Annotated in this window: 13 protein-coding genes and 1 pseudogene; 7 read left to right on the forward strand and 7 right to left on the reverse strand. The window is 62.9% G+C overall.

Going from position 1 to position 13,976, the window contains the following annotated elements; all coding sequences use genetic code 11:
- Positions 1 to 99: 99 nt before the first annotated feature.
- Positions 100 to 1,296 (forward strand): extensin family protein, encoded by a 1,197-nt coding sequence (locus ASC86_RS20690; protein ID WP_056325652.1) that lies wholly within the window; start codon positions 100 to 102, stop codon positions 1,294 to 1,296.
- 191 nt (positions 1,297 to 1,487) lie between these two features.
- Here the strand turns inward: ASC86_RS20690 and ASC86_RS20695 are convergent, their stop codons facing one another.
- Complete coding sequence (locus tag ASC86_RS20695; RefSeq protein ID WP_056325655.1) at positions 1,488 to 3,011, reverse strand: ABC-F family ATP-binding cassette domain-containing protein; 1,524 nt, start codon at positions 3,009 to 3,011, stop codon at positions 1,488 to 1,490.
- A gap of 594 nt (positions 3,012 to 3,605) precedes the next feature.
- Here ASC86_RS20695 and ASC86_RS20705 point away from each other — a divergent pair.
- A complete protein-coding gene (locus tag ASC86_RS20705; protein WP_056325660.1) occupies positions 3,606 to 4,532 on the forward strand; it encodes an ABC transporter ATP-binding protein in 927 nt (308 codons plus the stop codon).
- A complete protein-coding gene (locus ASC86_RS20710) occupies positions 4,529 to 5,290 on the forward strand; it encodes an ABC transporter permease (protein ID WP_056325662.1) in 762 nt (253 codons plus the stop codon). Before ASC86_RS20705 ends, ASC86_RS20710 begins: the two co-directional genes overlap by 4 nt.
- Before the next feature lie 2 nt (positions 5,291 to 5,292).
- Here ASC86_RS20710 and ASC86_RS20715 read toward each other — a convergent pair whose 3' ends face one another.
- From ASC86_RS20715 to ASC86_RS20725, 3 genes are all read right to left on the reverse strand, one after another.
- Positions 5,293 to 5,994: a TIGR02281 family clan AA aspartic protease gene (locus ASC86_RS20715; protein ID WP_056325665.1), complete on the reverse strand. Its 702-nt coding sequence runs from the start codon at positions 5,992 to 5,994 to the stop codon at positions 5,293 to 5,295.
- Positions 5,991 to 6,212: a DUF1289 domain-containing protein gene (locus ASC86_RS20720; protein WP_056325667.1), complete on the reverse strand. Its 222-nt coding sequence runs from the start codon at positions 6,210 to 6,212 to the stop codon at positions 5,991 to 5,993. The genes ASC86_RS20715 and ASC86_RS20720 overlap by 4 nt, the downstream gene beginning before the upstream one ends.
- A 104-nt stretch (positions 6,213 to 6,316) precedes the next feature.
- Positions 6,317 to 7,105 carry an adenosylcobinamide-GDP ribazoletransferase gene (locus tag ASC86_RS20725; RefSeq protein WP_056325669.1) on the reverse strand — a complete coding sequence of 263 codons (789 nt, stop codon included), beginning with the start codon at positions 7,103 to 7,105 and terminating at the stop codon, positions 6,317 to 6,319.
- Positions 7,106 to 7,272: 167 nt separating this feature from the next.
- On the opposite strand from ASC86_RS20725, the gene cobT reads away from it, so the two are divergent.
- The gene (cobT, locus tag ASC86_RS20730; RefSeq protein WP_056325671.1) at positions 7,273 to 8,289 is read left to right on the forward strand and encodes a nicotinate-nucleotide--dimethylbenzimidazole phosphoribosyltransferase; all 1,017 of its coding nucleotides are present in this window, start codon (positions 7,273 to 7,275) and stop codon (positions 8,287 to 8,289) included.
- Positions 8,290 to 8,455: 166 nt separating this feature from the next.
- Positions 8,456 to 8,839, forward strand: a complete 384-nt coding sequence (locus tag ASC86_RS20735) for a diacylglycerol kinase (RefSeq protein WP_056325965.1) — start codon at positions 8,456 to 8,458, stop codon at positions 8,837 to 8,839.
- Here ASC86_RS20735 and ASC86_RS20740 read toward each other — a convergent pair whose 3' ends face one another.
- Entirely contained in the window at positions 8,840 to 10,375 is a 1,536-nt protein-coding gene (locus ASC86_RS20740) for a HAMP domain-containing sensor histidine kinase (RefSeq protein ID WP_056325675.1), read from the reverse strand.
- 159 nt (positions 10,376 to 10,534) lie between these two features.
- Between ASC86_RS20740 and ASC86_RS20745 the strand changes: the two genes are divergently transcribed.
- Positions 10,535 to 11,182: a uracil-DNA glycosylase family protein gene (locus tag ASC86_RS20745; protein ID WP_056325677.1), complete on the forward strand. Its 648-nt coding sequence runs from the start codon at positions 10,535 to 10,537 to the stop codon at positions 11,180 to 11,182.
- Between the two features lie 66 nt (positions 11,183 to 11,248).
- Positions 11,249 to 11,737: an Lrp/AsnC family transcriptional regulator gene (locus tag ASC86_RS20750; RefSeq protein WP_056325680.1), complete on the forward strand. Its 489-nt coding sequence runs from the start codon at positions 11,249 to 11,251 to the stop codon at positions 11,735 to 11,737.
- Positions 11,738 to 12,052: 315 nt separating this feature from the next.
- On the opposite strand, the pseudogene ASC86_RS20755 reads toward ASC86_RS20750, so the two are convergent.
- Positions 12,053 to 12,931: pseudogene (locus ASC86_RS20755) on the reverse strand (NAD(P)-dependent oxidoreductase); the annotation flags it as partial.
- A 121-nt stretch (positions 12,932 to 13,052) separates the two neighbouring features.
- Entirely contained in the window at positions 13,053 to 13,877 is an 825-nt protein-coding gene (locus ASC86_RS20760; protein WP_056325686.1) for a methyltransferase domain-containing protein, read from the reverse strand.
- Positions 13,878 to 13,976: the final 99 nt, after the last annotated feature.

Here is a 13,976-nt window from a genome sequence, read left to right on the forward strand (position 1 = left end):
AGGCGTCGGCGTGCCTGTGTTCTGACACAGGTGAGCCGCAGCCTCGTGGCGTCCGGGCGGATCAGGTCTTGCGTACCGCAGCGGACGAGGGGTGAGTGTATGGCGTATGGTGCCCTCTTTCGCAGGTCGGTTGCGGCGCTGCTCGTCTCGGTCAGCCTGGTGACATGCTCGACCGATGGTCTTGAGCCATCCGCGCGCATCGATTCCGGAACACGTGTCGGTGCGATCCGGCCCGTCCGCGAGGAGCCCGTTTCCGTCGCCTATCCATCAACAGACATGCCGGTCACGGCCCAGCATGCCGCCAATAGCCGGCTTCCGATGATCGACAGCGAGGCGGCTCCCGTGCAGCCTTCCGCCATCGTGCCGCCCGAGGGCGTCAACATGGATGCTATGCTCGGGGTCAGTGAGCAGCCGCGTGTGGTCGGGCTCGCCGAGGAGCAGAACCGTGAGATCGCCGAAGGCAATACCGCCCAGCCGGTCGTCGATGGCATCGGCGGCGACGTGCGTGCCGTCGGGCAGGGCCAGCAGGTGGCAATGGCGGCCCCGGTCGCGGCCGGCTACGATCCGGACCTGCCGCCGCTCAGCCCCGAAAAGATGGCCGCGGAACAGCGTCGCAAGGCGCAGTTCCTCGAACAGGAGGCGCGTGTTTCGATCCAGCCGCAAGCATCGGGACTGGAGCAGCAGGTCGCTTTCATCCCGCGGGCGGGCAATCCGCTGGAGGAGCCCGATTTCACCGGTCGGATGCCGGCTTCCGAAATTGCCTGCCGTCAGCGGCTGGCCAAGCTCGGCGTCGAATTCCGGGACGTCGAGCGGATCGCCAAGGGCCGCTCCTGCGGCATCGATTATCCGATCGAGCTTTCCGGTCTTGCCGGTGGCATTGATGTGAAACCGGCGGTCAAACTCAATTGCCAGGTGACGGAAGCCTTCGCCAAATGGGTGAAGAACGAGCTGGTACCCTCGTCGCGCGCCCGTTATCTCTCCGGCGTCAAGACGATCAAGCCGCTCGGCGGCTATTCCTGCCGGACGATGAATTCGCAGCGCGGCAATCCGATGTCGGAGCACGCCCACGGCAATGCCATCGATGTCGGCAAGTTCGTGCTGAAGAGCGGTAAGGAAATCGATGTGCGCAAGCCCGGCTTCTTCGCCTTCCGCGAAAAGGGACTGCTCAAGGCCGTGCGCAGCGATAGCTGCAAATATTTCAGCACCGTGCTCGGCCCCGGCAGCGATCCGCATCACAAGGATCACTTCCATTTCGACCTGCGCGCCCGCAAATCCGGCTATCGCCACTGCGATTGACGGGCATCCGCTCCCGCAGGGGACAAGGGCAATCGCCCATGGACGGAGCGGCTTGCTTCCCCTTCTCCCCGGCGGGGAGACGTGCCGAGCTTGCGAGGCGATGAGGGGGGCGCGGCACATTCAGTGCCAGCCGGCCCCCTCATCCGGCCCTTCGGGCCACCTTCTCCCCGCTGGGGAGAAGGGAAAGCGGCTTAGCGGAACAGGGCTGCCTCTTCGAAGAAGTCCTCAGGGCTTTCCACCTCCACCAGTTTCTTGCGGTCGATCAGCCAGAAGCGATTGCCGACGGCGCGCACGAAGCTGCGGTCGTGCGAGACGATCAGGCAGCTTGCCTGATGGTTCATCAATTCGCCCTCCAACGCTTCCTGCCCGTCGATGTCGAGATGGTTGGTCGGCTCGTCCAGCAGGTAGAAGTTGGGATCGGCAAGGCGCAGCATCAGCATGCCGAGGCGGGCCTTCTGGCCGCCGGAGAGGCGGCCGATCGGCTTGCCCTGCATCTCGATGCTCATGCCGACGCCCGCCAGCAGCGAGCGCGCACGTTGGTCGCCGATATCGAAGCGGTGGGTGACCGCCTCCATCGGTGTATCCGTGCCCTCGAGATCGGCCAGCGCCTGATCGCCATAGCCGAGCACCAGCGAGGGTGTCGCCCTGATGCCTTCGGCAGTCTGTCCGTTGGCGATCGCATTGCGCAGCATCAGGATCAGCCGTGACTTGCCGGCACCGTTCATACCAAGCAACACGATGCGGTCTCCCTGGCAGATGAACCGCTTGCCGGTCTTGAACAGCAGCGTGCCATCCGGCGTCTTGACCTCCGCGTCGTCGAGCGTCAGCAGCACCTTGGCATGGGTGCCGCTGTTGGCGAGGCGGATAGCGCCGGCCGAGCGTTCGAGATGGGCGGGTCTGGCCGCATCCTCCAGCTTTTCGGCGCGCTCCTTCAGTTGCTTGGTCTTGACGACAAGCAGGTCGCTGCCGGAGTTGATGCCGATATTCTTCAGCTTCGCCGCCTGCTTGCGCAGTTGCTCGGCCGTCTTCATGTCACGCTCGTAACGGCGGGCATCGGCCGCATCGACCTCGTCCAGTGCCGCCCGCGCGCGGGTGTAGGGCAGGGCGAAGACTTGCGACTGTTCCGGCCGCAGGAACAGGGTGCGGTCGGTGACCGCATCGAGGAAGGCGCGGTCGTGGCTCGCAAGGATGACCGGGATATCGCGGGGAAGGGCGTTCAGCCATTCCTCCAGCATGGCGATCTTGCCGAGATCGAGATGGTTGGTCGGCTCGTCGAGCATCAGCACATCCGGCTCGGTGACCCAGACACGGGCGAGAAGCGCCAGCCGCTGCCAGCCGCCGGACAGCGCCTTTAGGTGCCGGGTGCGAAATTCCTCGGGCACTTCGAGCGATTCCAGCACGACGTCGACGCGCCAGCTTTCGCTTTCGGCTTGCTCGGCGGGAAGGGCGTCGAGAACAGCGTCATAAAAGGTGCGGTCGAAGAGGGCGGGCGGAACGTTCTGCTCGACGGCGCCGATGGTCAGGCCGCGCGAGCGGGTGATCTCGCCTTCGGTTGCCTCCAGCGTGCCGGCGATGCAGCGGAACAGGGTCGTCTTGCCGCGGCCGTTGGCGGCGACAAGGCCGATGCGGTCGCCGGGATTGATGGAGATGTTCAGGTTCGAAAACAGCGGATGCGACAGGCTGATGCCGAGGTTGCGGATATTGATAAGGGACATGACGGTCTTCCGGTCTTGTCCGCCGGGATCACGGGCATTCGGCCGTCATCGATCCATCGGGCGGATATAAAATGCAGGCATGCTCAAGCCTAAGGCTTGGTGCTGCGGGCCACGAAGGGCAGACCAGGAAGAGGATGTCGTCTTTGAGAAACGGTCTCTGGTCAGCCCTGCAAACGCATTTGCAGGGCCTGGCCGGGGCCACGTTGCCGGTAGAACCGGAGATAGAAATTCTGCACGTGACCCTCCTTTCCTTAAGTGCGGTTTTCACGCTTTCGACGAGGGCCTTTTTACAGAAAAGCGCGGCGCGCGGCAAGAGCGGGCAAAAAAAGAGGGCCGGCAGACGCCGGCCCCAAAAAAGAACCAAACCGTAGAAGGGACTGCCGGCGGTTCTGCAAATCAGTCGCGTGGTGTGCATCGCACGGCCGGACCATGATCGAGCTGCGTCACCGTTTGATGACAGCGGGCGGGGAAAACTGCGGAAGGCAGGCCGGCGTCCGACTTTCTGCAAAGACGGTGATTTTGGGGCTGAAATTTTGTGCGATCGGCCCCATATAGGACAGCGTTCTCCGCACTCTCCGATTCCGGGACTTCTCCATGCCGCCGATCGTTTCCGTTTCTCACCTCGTCAAGACCTATGCCTCCGGTTTCCAGGCGCTGAAGGATGTCAGCCTCGATATCGAGGAGGGTGAAATCCTGGCGCTGCTCGGGCCGAACGGTGCGGGCAAGACGACGCTGATCTCGATCATCTGCGGCATCGTCAACCCGAGCGGCGGCACGGTGACCGTGGGCGGTCATGACGTGGTGCGCAATTTCCGCGAGACGCGCTCGATGATCGGGCTGGTGCCGCAGGAGCTGACCACCGACCAGTTCGAGACCGTGTGGAACACCGTGTCCTTCTCGCGCGGCCTGCACGGCAAGAAGCCGAACCCCGCCCATATCGAGAAGGTGCTGAAAGACCTCTCGCTCTGGGACAAGAAGGACAACATGCTGCGCCAGCTTTCCGGCGGCATGAAGCGGCGCGTACTGATCGCCAAGGCGCTGTCGCATGAGCCGCGCGTGCTGTTCCTCGACGAGCCGACGGCGGGGGTCGACGTGAACCTGCGCAAGGATATGTGGGAGGTGGTGAAGCGGCTGCGCGAAAACGGCGTGACCATCATCCTCACCACCCACTATATCGAAGAGGCCGAGGAAATCGCCGATCGCGTCGGGGTCATCAATGGCGGCAGGATCCTGCTGATCGAGGAGAAAGACGAGCTGATGAAGAAGCTCGGCCGCAAGCAGTTGCGCATCGAGCTTGCCGAGCCGCTCGCCGCCCTGCCGGAGGCGCTGTCCGGCTATCGGCTGACACTGGAAGACGAAGGCCACGGCCTGATCTACGACTATGACATCACCGGCGAGCGCACGGGTATCACCACGCTGCTGACCGCCCTGGCCGAAGCCGGCATTCGCCTCAAGGACCTTTCGACACGGCAGAGTTCGCTCGAAGACATCTTCGTCGAACTCGTGGGAGCCCGCGCATGAACATCGAAGCCGTCAAATCCATCTATTTCTTCGAGATGGCGCGCACGCGCCGCACGCTCTTGCAGAGCGTCGTCTCGCCGGTCATTTCCACCTCGCTCTATTTCATCGTCTTCGGGGCAGCGGTCGGTTCGCGCATCCAGCAGATCGAGGGCGTTTCCTACGGCGCCTTCATCACGCCGGGTCTGATCATGCTGACGCTGCTCACCCAATGCATCGGCAACGGTTCCTTCGGCATCTATTTCCCGAAATTCACCGGCACGATCTACGAGCTTCTGTCCTCGCCGGTATCGATGACGGAGATCGTGCTCGGCTATGTCGGGGCGGCGGCGACGAAGGGCATGATGATCGGGCTGATCATTCTGGCGACCGCCTCGTTCTTCGTGAATGTCTCCATCGCGCACCCGTTTGTGATGCTGCTGTTCTTCGTGCTGACGGCGGTGACCTTCAGCCTGTTCGGCTTCATCATCGGCATCTGGGCCAAGGATTTCGAGCAGTTGAACCTTATTCCGATGCTGGTGATCCCGCCGCTGGTCTTCCTCGGCGGCAGCTTCTATTCGGTGAACATGCTGCCGCCCTTCTGGCAGGCGGTCAGCCATTTCAACCCGGTGCTCTATCTAATCAGCGGTTTCCGCTGGAGCTTCTTCGAGATCGCCGACGTCACCCCCTGGATCAGCTTCACCATCATCGTCGGGTTTCTGGGCGTGCTGATGGCGTTGCTGACGTGGATTTTCCGGACGGGGTATCGGCTGAGGAATTAGCCCTAATCCCTCAACCTCAACTCATCCGTCTGCATCTGCAGGAAATCGAGGGTCGAGAGGAAGCTCATGCCGAGCAGGCTCTGGTCGAGCTTGCCCTTTTCGGCAACGCTGGCGCGGATATCCTGGCGCACGATCGGGCCGATGGCGACTTCGGCAAGGTTCACGGGTGCGGCGCGGGCGGTGCCGTTGGCTGTCGTGACCGTCTGGGTGAAATCGAGCGTTTCCGGCTTCAAACCGAGCTTTTCGGCATCGTCCCAGGAGATCGCCACCGTGCTGGCGCCGGTATCGACGAGCATATGCACGGTTTCGCCGTTTATGGTGACCGGCGTTTCGAAATGGCCGTTCAGCACCTTGTGCAGCACCACTTCCTGTTGTCCCTCGCTGTCGGTGAAGACGCTCATGCGGCCGGGAATCAGGCCGCCGGCCAGCCGGTCGCCGATATTGGAGAGGTCGTGGCGGTAGATGTAACCGGCCGCGAGCGCCAGGATGATCACCAGCCAGATCATGATCTGCCGCAGCGTTTCGCCGAAGCGGAAACGGCTGTGCAACACGCCTGCAGCCAGCATCACGGCGATGGCCGACAGCGAGACGAGCCGCTCGAAATCGTTGTTTTCGATGCCGAGGGTGCGGCCGCCGTCATGATTGAGGATGAGCAGGATGAGGCCGGCGGCGAGGATGCCGAGCAGCAGATAGAACAGTTTCATTCTGCGAGGCGCTCCCGCGCCATGCGAGCGCGGCGGGTTTCCCGGCGCGGCTTGCGCTCGACAGTTTCCAGCCGTGCCGGCAGGCCGGCCATGATCTCGCGGCGCTCTTGCGACGAATAGGTCATCCAGCCGGCGATCTCGTCGCGGGTGCGGCCGCAGCCGAAGCAATAGCCGGTCTTCATATCGATGGAGCAGACGAGGATGCAGGGCGATTCCATAAAACGTCCAAGGGGATCGCGGCGCCACCGTTAGAGCCCGGCGGCGGCCGGGTCAGGCTTCATTCCCTCGCCGTTCGGCGAAGATTATCAAATATATCGGCCTTTCAGGCTGTCAGCGCAAGGGCGGCGAGAACGGCGATTTCGGTCAATTGTTGTGCTGCTCCGATTGTGTCACCGGTATGGCCGCCGATCTTCCTCGCGACGATTTGACCGAAGGCCGGAACGGCGATGGAAAAGGCGACCAGCGTCACCATGACGGCCAGTGGCGGAACGCTGGTGAGGAACAACAAAAGCGTGGCGCTAACGATGCCGAAGGCCAGGCCGAAACGGGTCGCCGCCGCCTGCGGTTCGCCGGCCGAAACGGCGACGCCATCCCTGCGGGCGGGCGGCAGGCTCGACCAGTGCCAGACCATGGCGGTGCGGCTGAGCGCTGCAACGGCGAGGACGGCAATGCCGGCGCCGGTCGGGTTGAGATGCGGCAGGAAGGCGGCGAGCGCGGAAACCCGCAGGCCTATGGAGAGCACCAGCGCGATGGCGCCGTAAGAGCCGATGCGGCTGTCCTTCATGATGATGAGGGCGCTTTCGCGGTCCCGCCCGCCGCCGAGGCCATCGGCCGTATCGGCAAGGCCATCCTCGTGCAGGGCGCCGGTGATCAGCGCCTGCACGGCGACCACGGTAAAGGCGGTGAACAGCGGATCGATCCGGACGGCCGAGAAGATCGCGGCGATGGCGGCCGAGGGCAGCACGATGAGCAGGCCGGCCAGCGGAAAGGCGCGCACGGCCCGGCTGAGGCGGCCGTCGAAGCCGATGAAATGCCGCTGCGGCATGTGGATGCGGCTGAGAAACGCCACGGACCGGGCGGTGTCGTCGATGAAGTCGCTGAGATGTGCCATGCTTTCCCCTTGAGGCCGTTTCGCGCCCCCGCGAATCGAACTTTCGCCCCGATCATGCGACGGCGACAGCCGGTGGCGCAAATGCCGTTGCCCGAACCGGTGCGGCGCTCTATGAGAACACTGCACGCGGAGCGGCTCCGCGAAACGACCATACGAGGACATATCCGATGAGTGCCAGCGGCCTGCCTTTCGACGATTTCCGTGCTCTGCTGCGCGACCTGCCAGGCCCCGACGGTGCTGCGCTTGTCGCCGCCCGCGAGCGCGATGCGACGCTGACGAAGCCCGCCGGCGCGCTCGGCCGCCTCGAAGAGATCGCCTTCTGGCTTGCCGCCTGGACCGGCCGTGCGCCGGCCGTCAACCGGCCGCTGGTCGCGATCTTCGCGGGCAATCACGGCGTGACCAAGCAGGGCATCACCCCGTTTCCGTCGTCGGTGACGGCGCAGATGGTCGAGAATTTTGCGGCAGGCGGGGCGGCGATCAACCAGATCTGCGTCACCCATGACCTCGGCCTCAAGGTCTTCGATCTGGCGCTCGATTATCCGACCGGCGACATCACCGAAGAAGCCGCCCTTTCCGAGCGCGACTGCGCCGCGACCATGGCTTTCGGCATGGAAGCCGTTGCCGGTGGCACCGACCTGCTTTGCATCGGCGAGATGGGCATCGGCAACACGACGATCGCCGCTGCGATCAACCTTGCGCTCTATGGCGGCACGGCTGCCGAGTGGGTCGGTCCCGGTACCGGCTCCGAAGGCGATGTGCTGACACGCAAGATCGCCGCTGTCGAAAAGGCCGTCGCCTTCCATCAGGGCCACCTCAACGATCCGCTGGAACTGTTGCGCCGCCTTGGCGGCCGCGAAATCGCGGCGATGGCCGGTGCCATTCTCGCAGCCCGCATGCAGAAGATTCCGGTCATCATCGACGGTTATGTCGCGACCGCCGCCGCCTCTATCCTCAAGGCTGCGAACCCGTCGGCACTCGACCATTGCCTCATCGGCCACGTTTCGGCCGAGCCCGGACATATCCGCGCCATCGAAAAGCTCGGCAAGACGCCGCTGCTGGCGCTCGGCATGCGGCTCGGGGAGGGCACCGGCGCGGCGCTTGCCGCCGGCATCGTCAAGGCGGCGGCTGCCTGCCATTCCGGCATGGCAACCTTCGTTCAGGCTGGCGTCAGCAACCGCGAATAGCCATCCGCCCGCGAAGGACGTCTGTTTAAGCCTTGCCGGGGTTGAACGCGTGAGGCTTCTCACCTATTCGAATGCGAACACGAAAATCGGCGCCGCCCCGGATGCCGGGGCAGCCGCCGTGCGGATGCTCGCCGGGGTCGCCGGACGATCTGGAGACGATGGCGGAATGACGAAGCCGTTTGAGAAACTGACAGGCATCCGCCACTTCTTTGCCGCGGCAAGCTATTCGCTGGGGGGCGCCAAGCGCCTGTTGGGCGAGGCGGCATTCCGGCACGAGCTGGGTGCCTTTGCCGTCGCGATGATCGCCTTCGTCATCGTCGGGGCGACCTTCTTCCAGTATCTGGCGATGGGCCTGCTGTTCCTGCTGATGATCGCCTTCGAAGCGATCAACACGGCGATCGAAGAGATCGTCGACAGGGTTTCGCCTGAGATTTCCGACATGGGCAAGCATGCGAAGGACCTTGGCTCGCTTGCCTGCCTCTGCGTCATCGTCGCCAATGGCGGCTATGCGTTCTACGTCGTGTTTCTCTCGAAATTTTTGGGCGGCTGATCAGGCGAAGCTCTTGCGGCGCCGCTCGATGGCGGGCGCATCCTCGACGGCCGGCACACTCTGCAGCACCCGCTTCGACGGCAGGATGGCGATGGCTTCCGTGCCTTCGCGCAGGCGCGAGCGCAGGATGAATTCGCCGTTGTGCTTGGCGAGGATCGCCTGAACGATCGGCAGGCCGAGGCCGGTGCCCTGTTCGGCGCTCTTGATGGCGATCGAGCCCTGGCCGAAAGCGGAGAGTACCACGGGGATTTCGTCCTCGGGGATGCCTGGCCCGTTGTCCTTGATCGACAGATATTGGCCGCCGCCGGCCGTCCAGCCGACCTTGACGCTGATCTCGCCGCCCGACGGCGTGAACTTCACCGCGTTCGACAACAGGTTCAGGATGACCTGGCGCATGGCCTTCTCATCCACCCACACGGCCGGCATGCCGCGCTCGAACTGGTCGGATATGGTGATATTCTTGGCGCGGGCCTTGAGTTGCACCATGCCGATGCAATCCTCGGTGATTTCGAGGAGATGGATGGCCTCCTCGTTGAGATCGTATTTGCCGGCTTCGATGCGCGACAGGTCGAGGATTTCGTTGATGAGATCCAGCAGGTGCTTGCCCGAGCGATGGATGTCGCCGGTATATTCCTTGTAGATTGGATTGTTGAGCGGCCCCAGAACCTCGGTCGACATGACCTCGGAGAAGCCGAGGATGGCATTCAGCGGTGTGCGCAGCTCGTGCGACATCGAGGCGAGGAAGCGGGATTTCGCAAGGTTTGCCTCTTCTGCGCGGCGACGGGCTTCGTCCGACATGGATTTCGCCACCTCAAGTTCGGCGATCAGGTCGTCCTTTTCCGACTGGACGGAGAGGATATGCAGGTTCGCCTTGTGCATGCGGTCGGTCATGAACACGAGGAAAAGCAGCGAGGTGCAGATGACCGCCGTCAGCGCCACTGTGGACGCTGAGCCGCTGAACAGCGAAAGGCCGATCAGCGTGGCGACGACAGGTGCGAAGGTGACGGCAAGCGCGTTGCGCAGCAGGAACGTGCCCATTGCGGTCGCGGCGAGCGCAATCAGCAGCGCCGCTCCCTTGTAGAAGCCGAAGGCGACAGGGCTGCAGGCCTGGCACTCCTGCAGCAGGAAGGCCGCCCAGCAGATGCCGAACAGAGCCTGGAAGGCAAAAAGCCGCCGGCGCCACAACGCGACCTTTTCGGACGGCATTTCCGTGGCCTTGGCCTTGCGGGCGAGCACGAGGCCGAGCGCATGCACGCACAAGGTCATCACGCCCCAGGCGATGACATGCAGGCTCTGGGAAAGATAAACGCCGATGGCGGTGATGAGCGCGATGAAGATCGGCATGGCGATGGCGCCGTGCAGCATGGCATCGACATGCAGGCCGATCATATCCTTGTCGAAGCCTGCCATATTGGACGGGCCGATCTGCAGGCGCTCACGGGTCGCGCGCACGGCCTTGGACACCGCCTTGTTGCGGTGGCTGCGCGACTTGTCGACAATGATCTTGTCGGTCGAGGTGCTGACGCCCTGCTTCATGGTCTCAAACGGAATTAATGAAATCCTGCCGACGATAGGAGCAATTTCTTAAGAAGTTGCTGCCTGCTTCCAGGATTTCTGCCGCTTTTACCAAAAAGTAAGCATGGCGGCGCGGCGGCGGCATCCCATATGAAGGACATGAAAATTCGAGGAAAACACATGATCGAGGGCGACGCCCTGACTGCCGACACGCTGGGCAATCTTCGCCGATCCATCGCCGCCTGCCGCCTCTGTCGCGATGCACCCTGGGGCGGGGAGGACAGGAGGCTGCCGCACGAGCCGCGGCCCGTCGCCGTCATCTCCGAAAAGGCGAGGATCTTGATTGCCGGGCAGGCGCCGGGCCTGCGTGTCAACAATACCGGCCTTCCCTTCAACGACGCCTCGGGCGACCGGCTCCGGCAATGGCTCGCTGTGACGCGGGAGGAATTCTACGATCCCGACCGGTTTGCCATCGTGCCGATGGGCTTCTGTTTTCCCGGTTACGACGCCCAGGGCAGCGACCTGCCGCCGCGCAAGGAATGCGCGCCGACGTGGCGAACCGAGGTGATGGCGGCCATGCCGCAGATCGAACTGGTGCTGGCCATCGGCCAATATGCGCAGAAATGGCATCTCGGCGACATGAGGCTGAAATCCATGACCGAGACGGTCATGAACTGGCGCAGCTTTCTCGGCACGAACCAGGGGCCGGCCGTCCTGCCGATGCCGCATCCGAGCTGGCGCAACACAGCGTGGCTCAAAAAACACCCGTGGTTCGAAAGCGATCTGCTGCCGGTGTTGCAAGAACGGGTGAAATCATCCCTGCGTTAAAAATAAATTCTTCCATTTGGCGATATTCCGGGTATGAAAGGAATAATATTCGAAGAGGCTTCGCCAATGGACAGACTCGACCGTAAAATTCTGCGTCTTCTGCAGGAAGATTCCACACTTGCCGTTGCCGATCTCGCCAAGAAGGTCGGACTTTCCACGACGCCTTGCTGGCGGCGTATCCAGAAGATGGAAGAGGAAGGCGTGATCCGCGGCCGTGTCGCGCTGCTCGATCCGGTCAAGATCAACACCAAGGTCACGGTCTTCGTGTCGATCCGCACCAATGCCCATTCGATCGAATGGCTGAAGCGGTTCTCCGAGGTGATCGCCGAGTTTCCGGAAGTGGTCGAGTTTTACCGCATGAGCGGCGATGTCGATTACCTGCTGCGCGTCGTGGTGCCTGATATCGGAGCCTATGACGCCTTCTACAAGCGGCTGATCGCCAAGATCGAAATCCGCGACGTCTCGTCTGCCTTCGCCATGGAGCAGATCAAGTATACGACCCAGCTGCCGCTCGACTACATGATGCTGGAACAGGCGAAGTCGAACGAAGACTAGAGTTTGTCAGGGAAAAATGGGAACCGGTTTTCCCGAAAAGACAAACGAAAACAAAGCAATCTAGTGTCTGTCCGGTTCAATCTGAACGAGACAGACTCCAGGATTGAAGACCGGAGTCGCCGGAGAACGGCGGCTACGGTCAGTTCCCGGACGGCATGTTTGCCGATCCGTCGCCGGGCGGCGTTGTTGCTCCCGCCAAGGCAAACGCTGCGTCCGTGACAATGCCGAAGCGGCCATCCCTGCGAGGTTTTCCGCCTTTCGCAGGGACAGCAGATGATCCAGCGCCTCTTTTTGCGGAAGAGGCTGGGGGCAGCATTATTTCTCCAGACGCGCCAGAAGCGAGCAGGTATCCCAGCGGCCGCCGCCCATATCCTGGACATCGGCGTAGAACTGGTCGATCAGGGCGGTAACCGGGAGCTTGGCGCCGTTGCGGCGGGCTTCCGCCAGCACGATGTCGAGATCCTTGCGCATCCAGTCGACCGCGAAGCCGAATTCGTAATTGCGGGCGATCATCGGCTTGTGGCGGTTGTCCATCTGCCAGGAGCCGGCAGCGCCCTTGGAAATCACCTCGACCAGACGCTCGATATCGAGGCCCGCCTCGCGGGCGAAATGAAGCCCTTCGGCGAGGCCTTGAACGACGCCGGCAACGCAAATCTGGTTGACCATCTTGGAGAGCTGGCCGGAACCTGCCGGACCCATCAGGCCGACCATGCGGGCATAGGCGTCGATGACCGGGCGGGCACGCTCGAAAATAGCGGCATCGCCGCCGCACATCACCGTCAGCACGCCGTTCTCCGCGCCGGCCTGGCCGCCGGATACGGGCGCATCGATGAAATGGGCGCCGCGGGCGGTGGCGGCGGCGTCAAGCTCGCGCGCGACCTCGGCGGATGCGGTCGTGTTGTCGATGAAGATCGCGCCGGGCTTCAGCGTCTGGAAAGCGCCGTCTTTGCCGGTCGTCACGGCGCGCAGGTCATCGTCATTGCCGACGCAGGAAAAGACGAACTCGGCGTTTTCTGCCGCGGCTGCCGGGGTCGCCGCCCATTTGCCGTCGAACTCGGCCGCCCATTTTTCGGCTTTGGCGGCCGTGCGGTTGTAGACTGTAACGTCGTGGCCGCCCTTGACCTTCAGGTGCCCGGCCATCGGATAACCCATGACACCGAGACCGATAAACGCAACTTTCGCCATTCCCATTCTCCTGAAGCATTTTGTTCGGAGGACGGTTTAGCCGATGGCGGCTCCGCAAGGAAGCGCAAGACATGACAATCGATGCGACTGCCTGTGGCGGTCGCATCGTTCGAAGCGGCATTGCCGTGGATCAGGCCTTTTCGCCGAGGAATCGGGCGATGACGAGGTGGCCGGCGATCGGCTGGCCTTCTTCCAAGCGCACGGTGATGTCGTTCACCTCGACCATCTCGAAGCCGATTTCGGCAAGGCGCTTTTCGATATAGCTCAGGGAATGGGCAAAGCGCTGGTGCGGGCCGACCATGAAGGTGCGGCCGGCGAGCGCTTCCTCGGGCAGGGTTTCGCTCGAGAAGATGAAAAGGCCGCCCGGATTCATGTTTTCGGCGACACCGAAGAACATGCCTTCCAGCCCGCCGAGATAGGGCAGGACATCGGTCGCGGTGATCAGGTCGAACGGGCCGTCGTCATTGTCTTCGAGGTAGTCGACGACCTCGGCGACATAGAGCGTGTCGTAGACATCCTTGTCATGGGCGATCTCGACCATGTTTTCGGAAAGATCGACGCCGGTGATGTCATCGGCCATGTCGCGTAGCGCGCCGCCGGTCAGCCCGGTGCCGCAGCCGAGATCGAGAAGCTTGCCGAACGGATTGGCGGCAAGCGTCTGCAGGCGCTGACGCACCATCATGGGGACGTGATATTGCAACTGCTCGACGAGGACGTCTTCGAAGACTTCGGCATGCTGGTCAAAGAGGGTGGTGACGTAGGCGTCCGGCGCCTTGTCCGGGGTCTCGCCGCGGCCCATCGAGGCGATGCGGACCGCCGCGCCGCCGTGATCCTCGGGATCGAGGGCAAGGACTTCCTCATATGCTTTGACCGCGGCATCGACATCGCCGGATTTCTCCAGGGCGAGTGCGCGGTTGTAGGCTTCGGCAAGGGCTTCTTCGTCGATCTTCTTCATGGCCGGTGGTTTACGGCGGGAACGGGCATTTGGCAATCGTAAAGGCCTGCAAAGCGGGTTTTGCGGGGTGAAAAAGACGTTTGCGTGCAGCGATTTCCA

Origin of the sequence: Rhizobium sp. Root1212 (genome assembly GCF_001424985.1) — a bacterium.
GTDB lineage: Bacteria > Pseudomonadota > Alphaproteobacteria > Rhizobiales > Rhizobiaceae > Pararhizobium.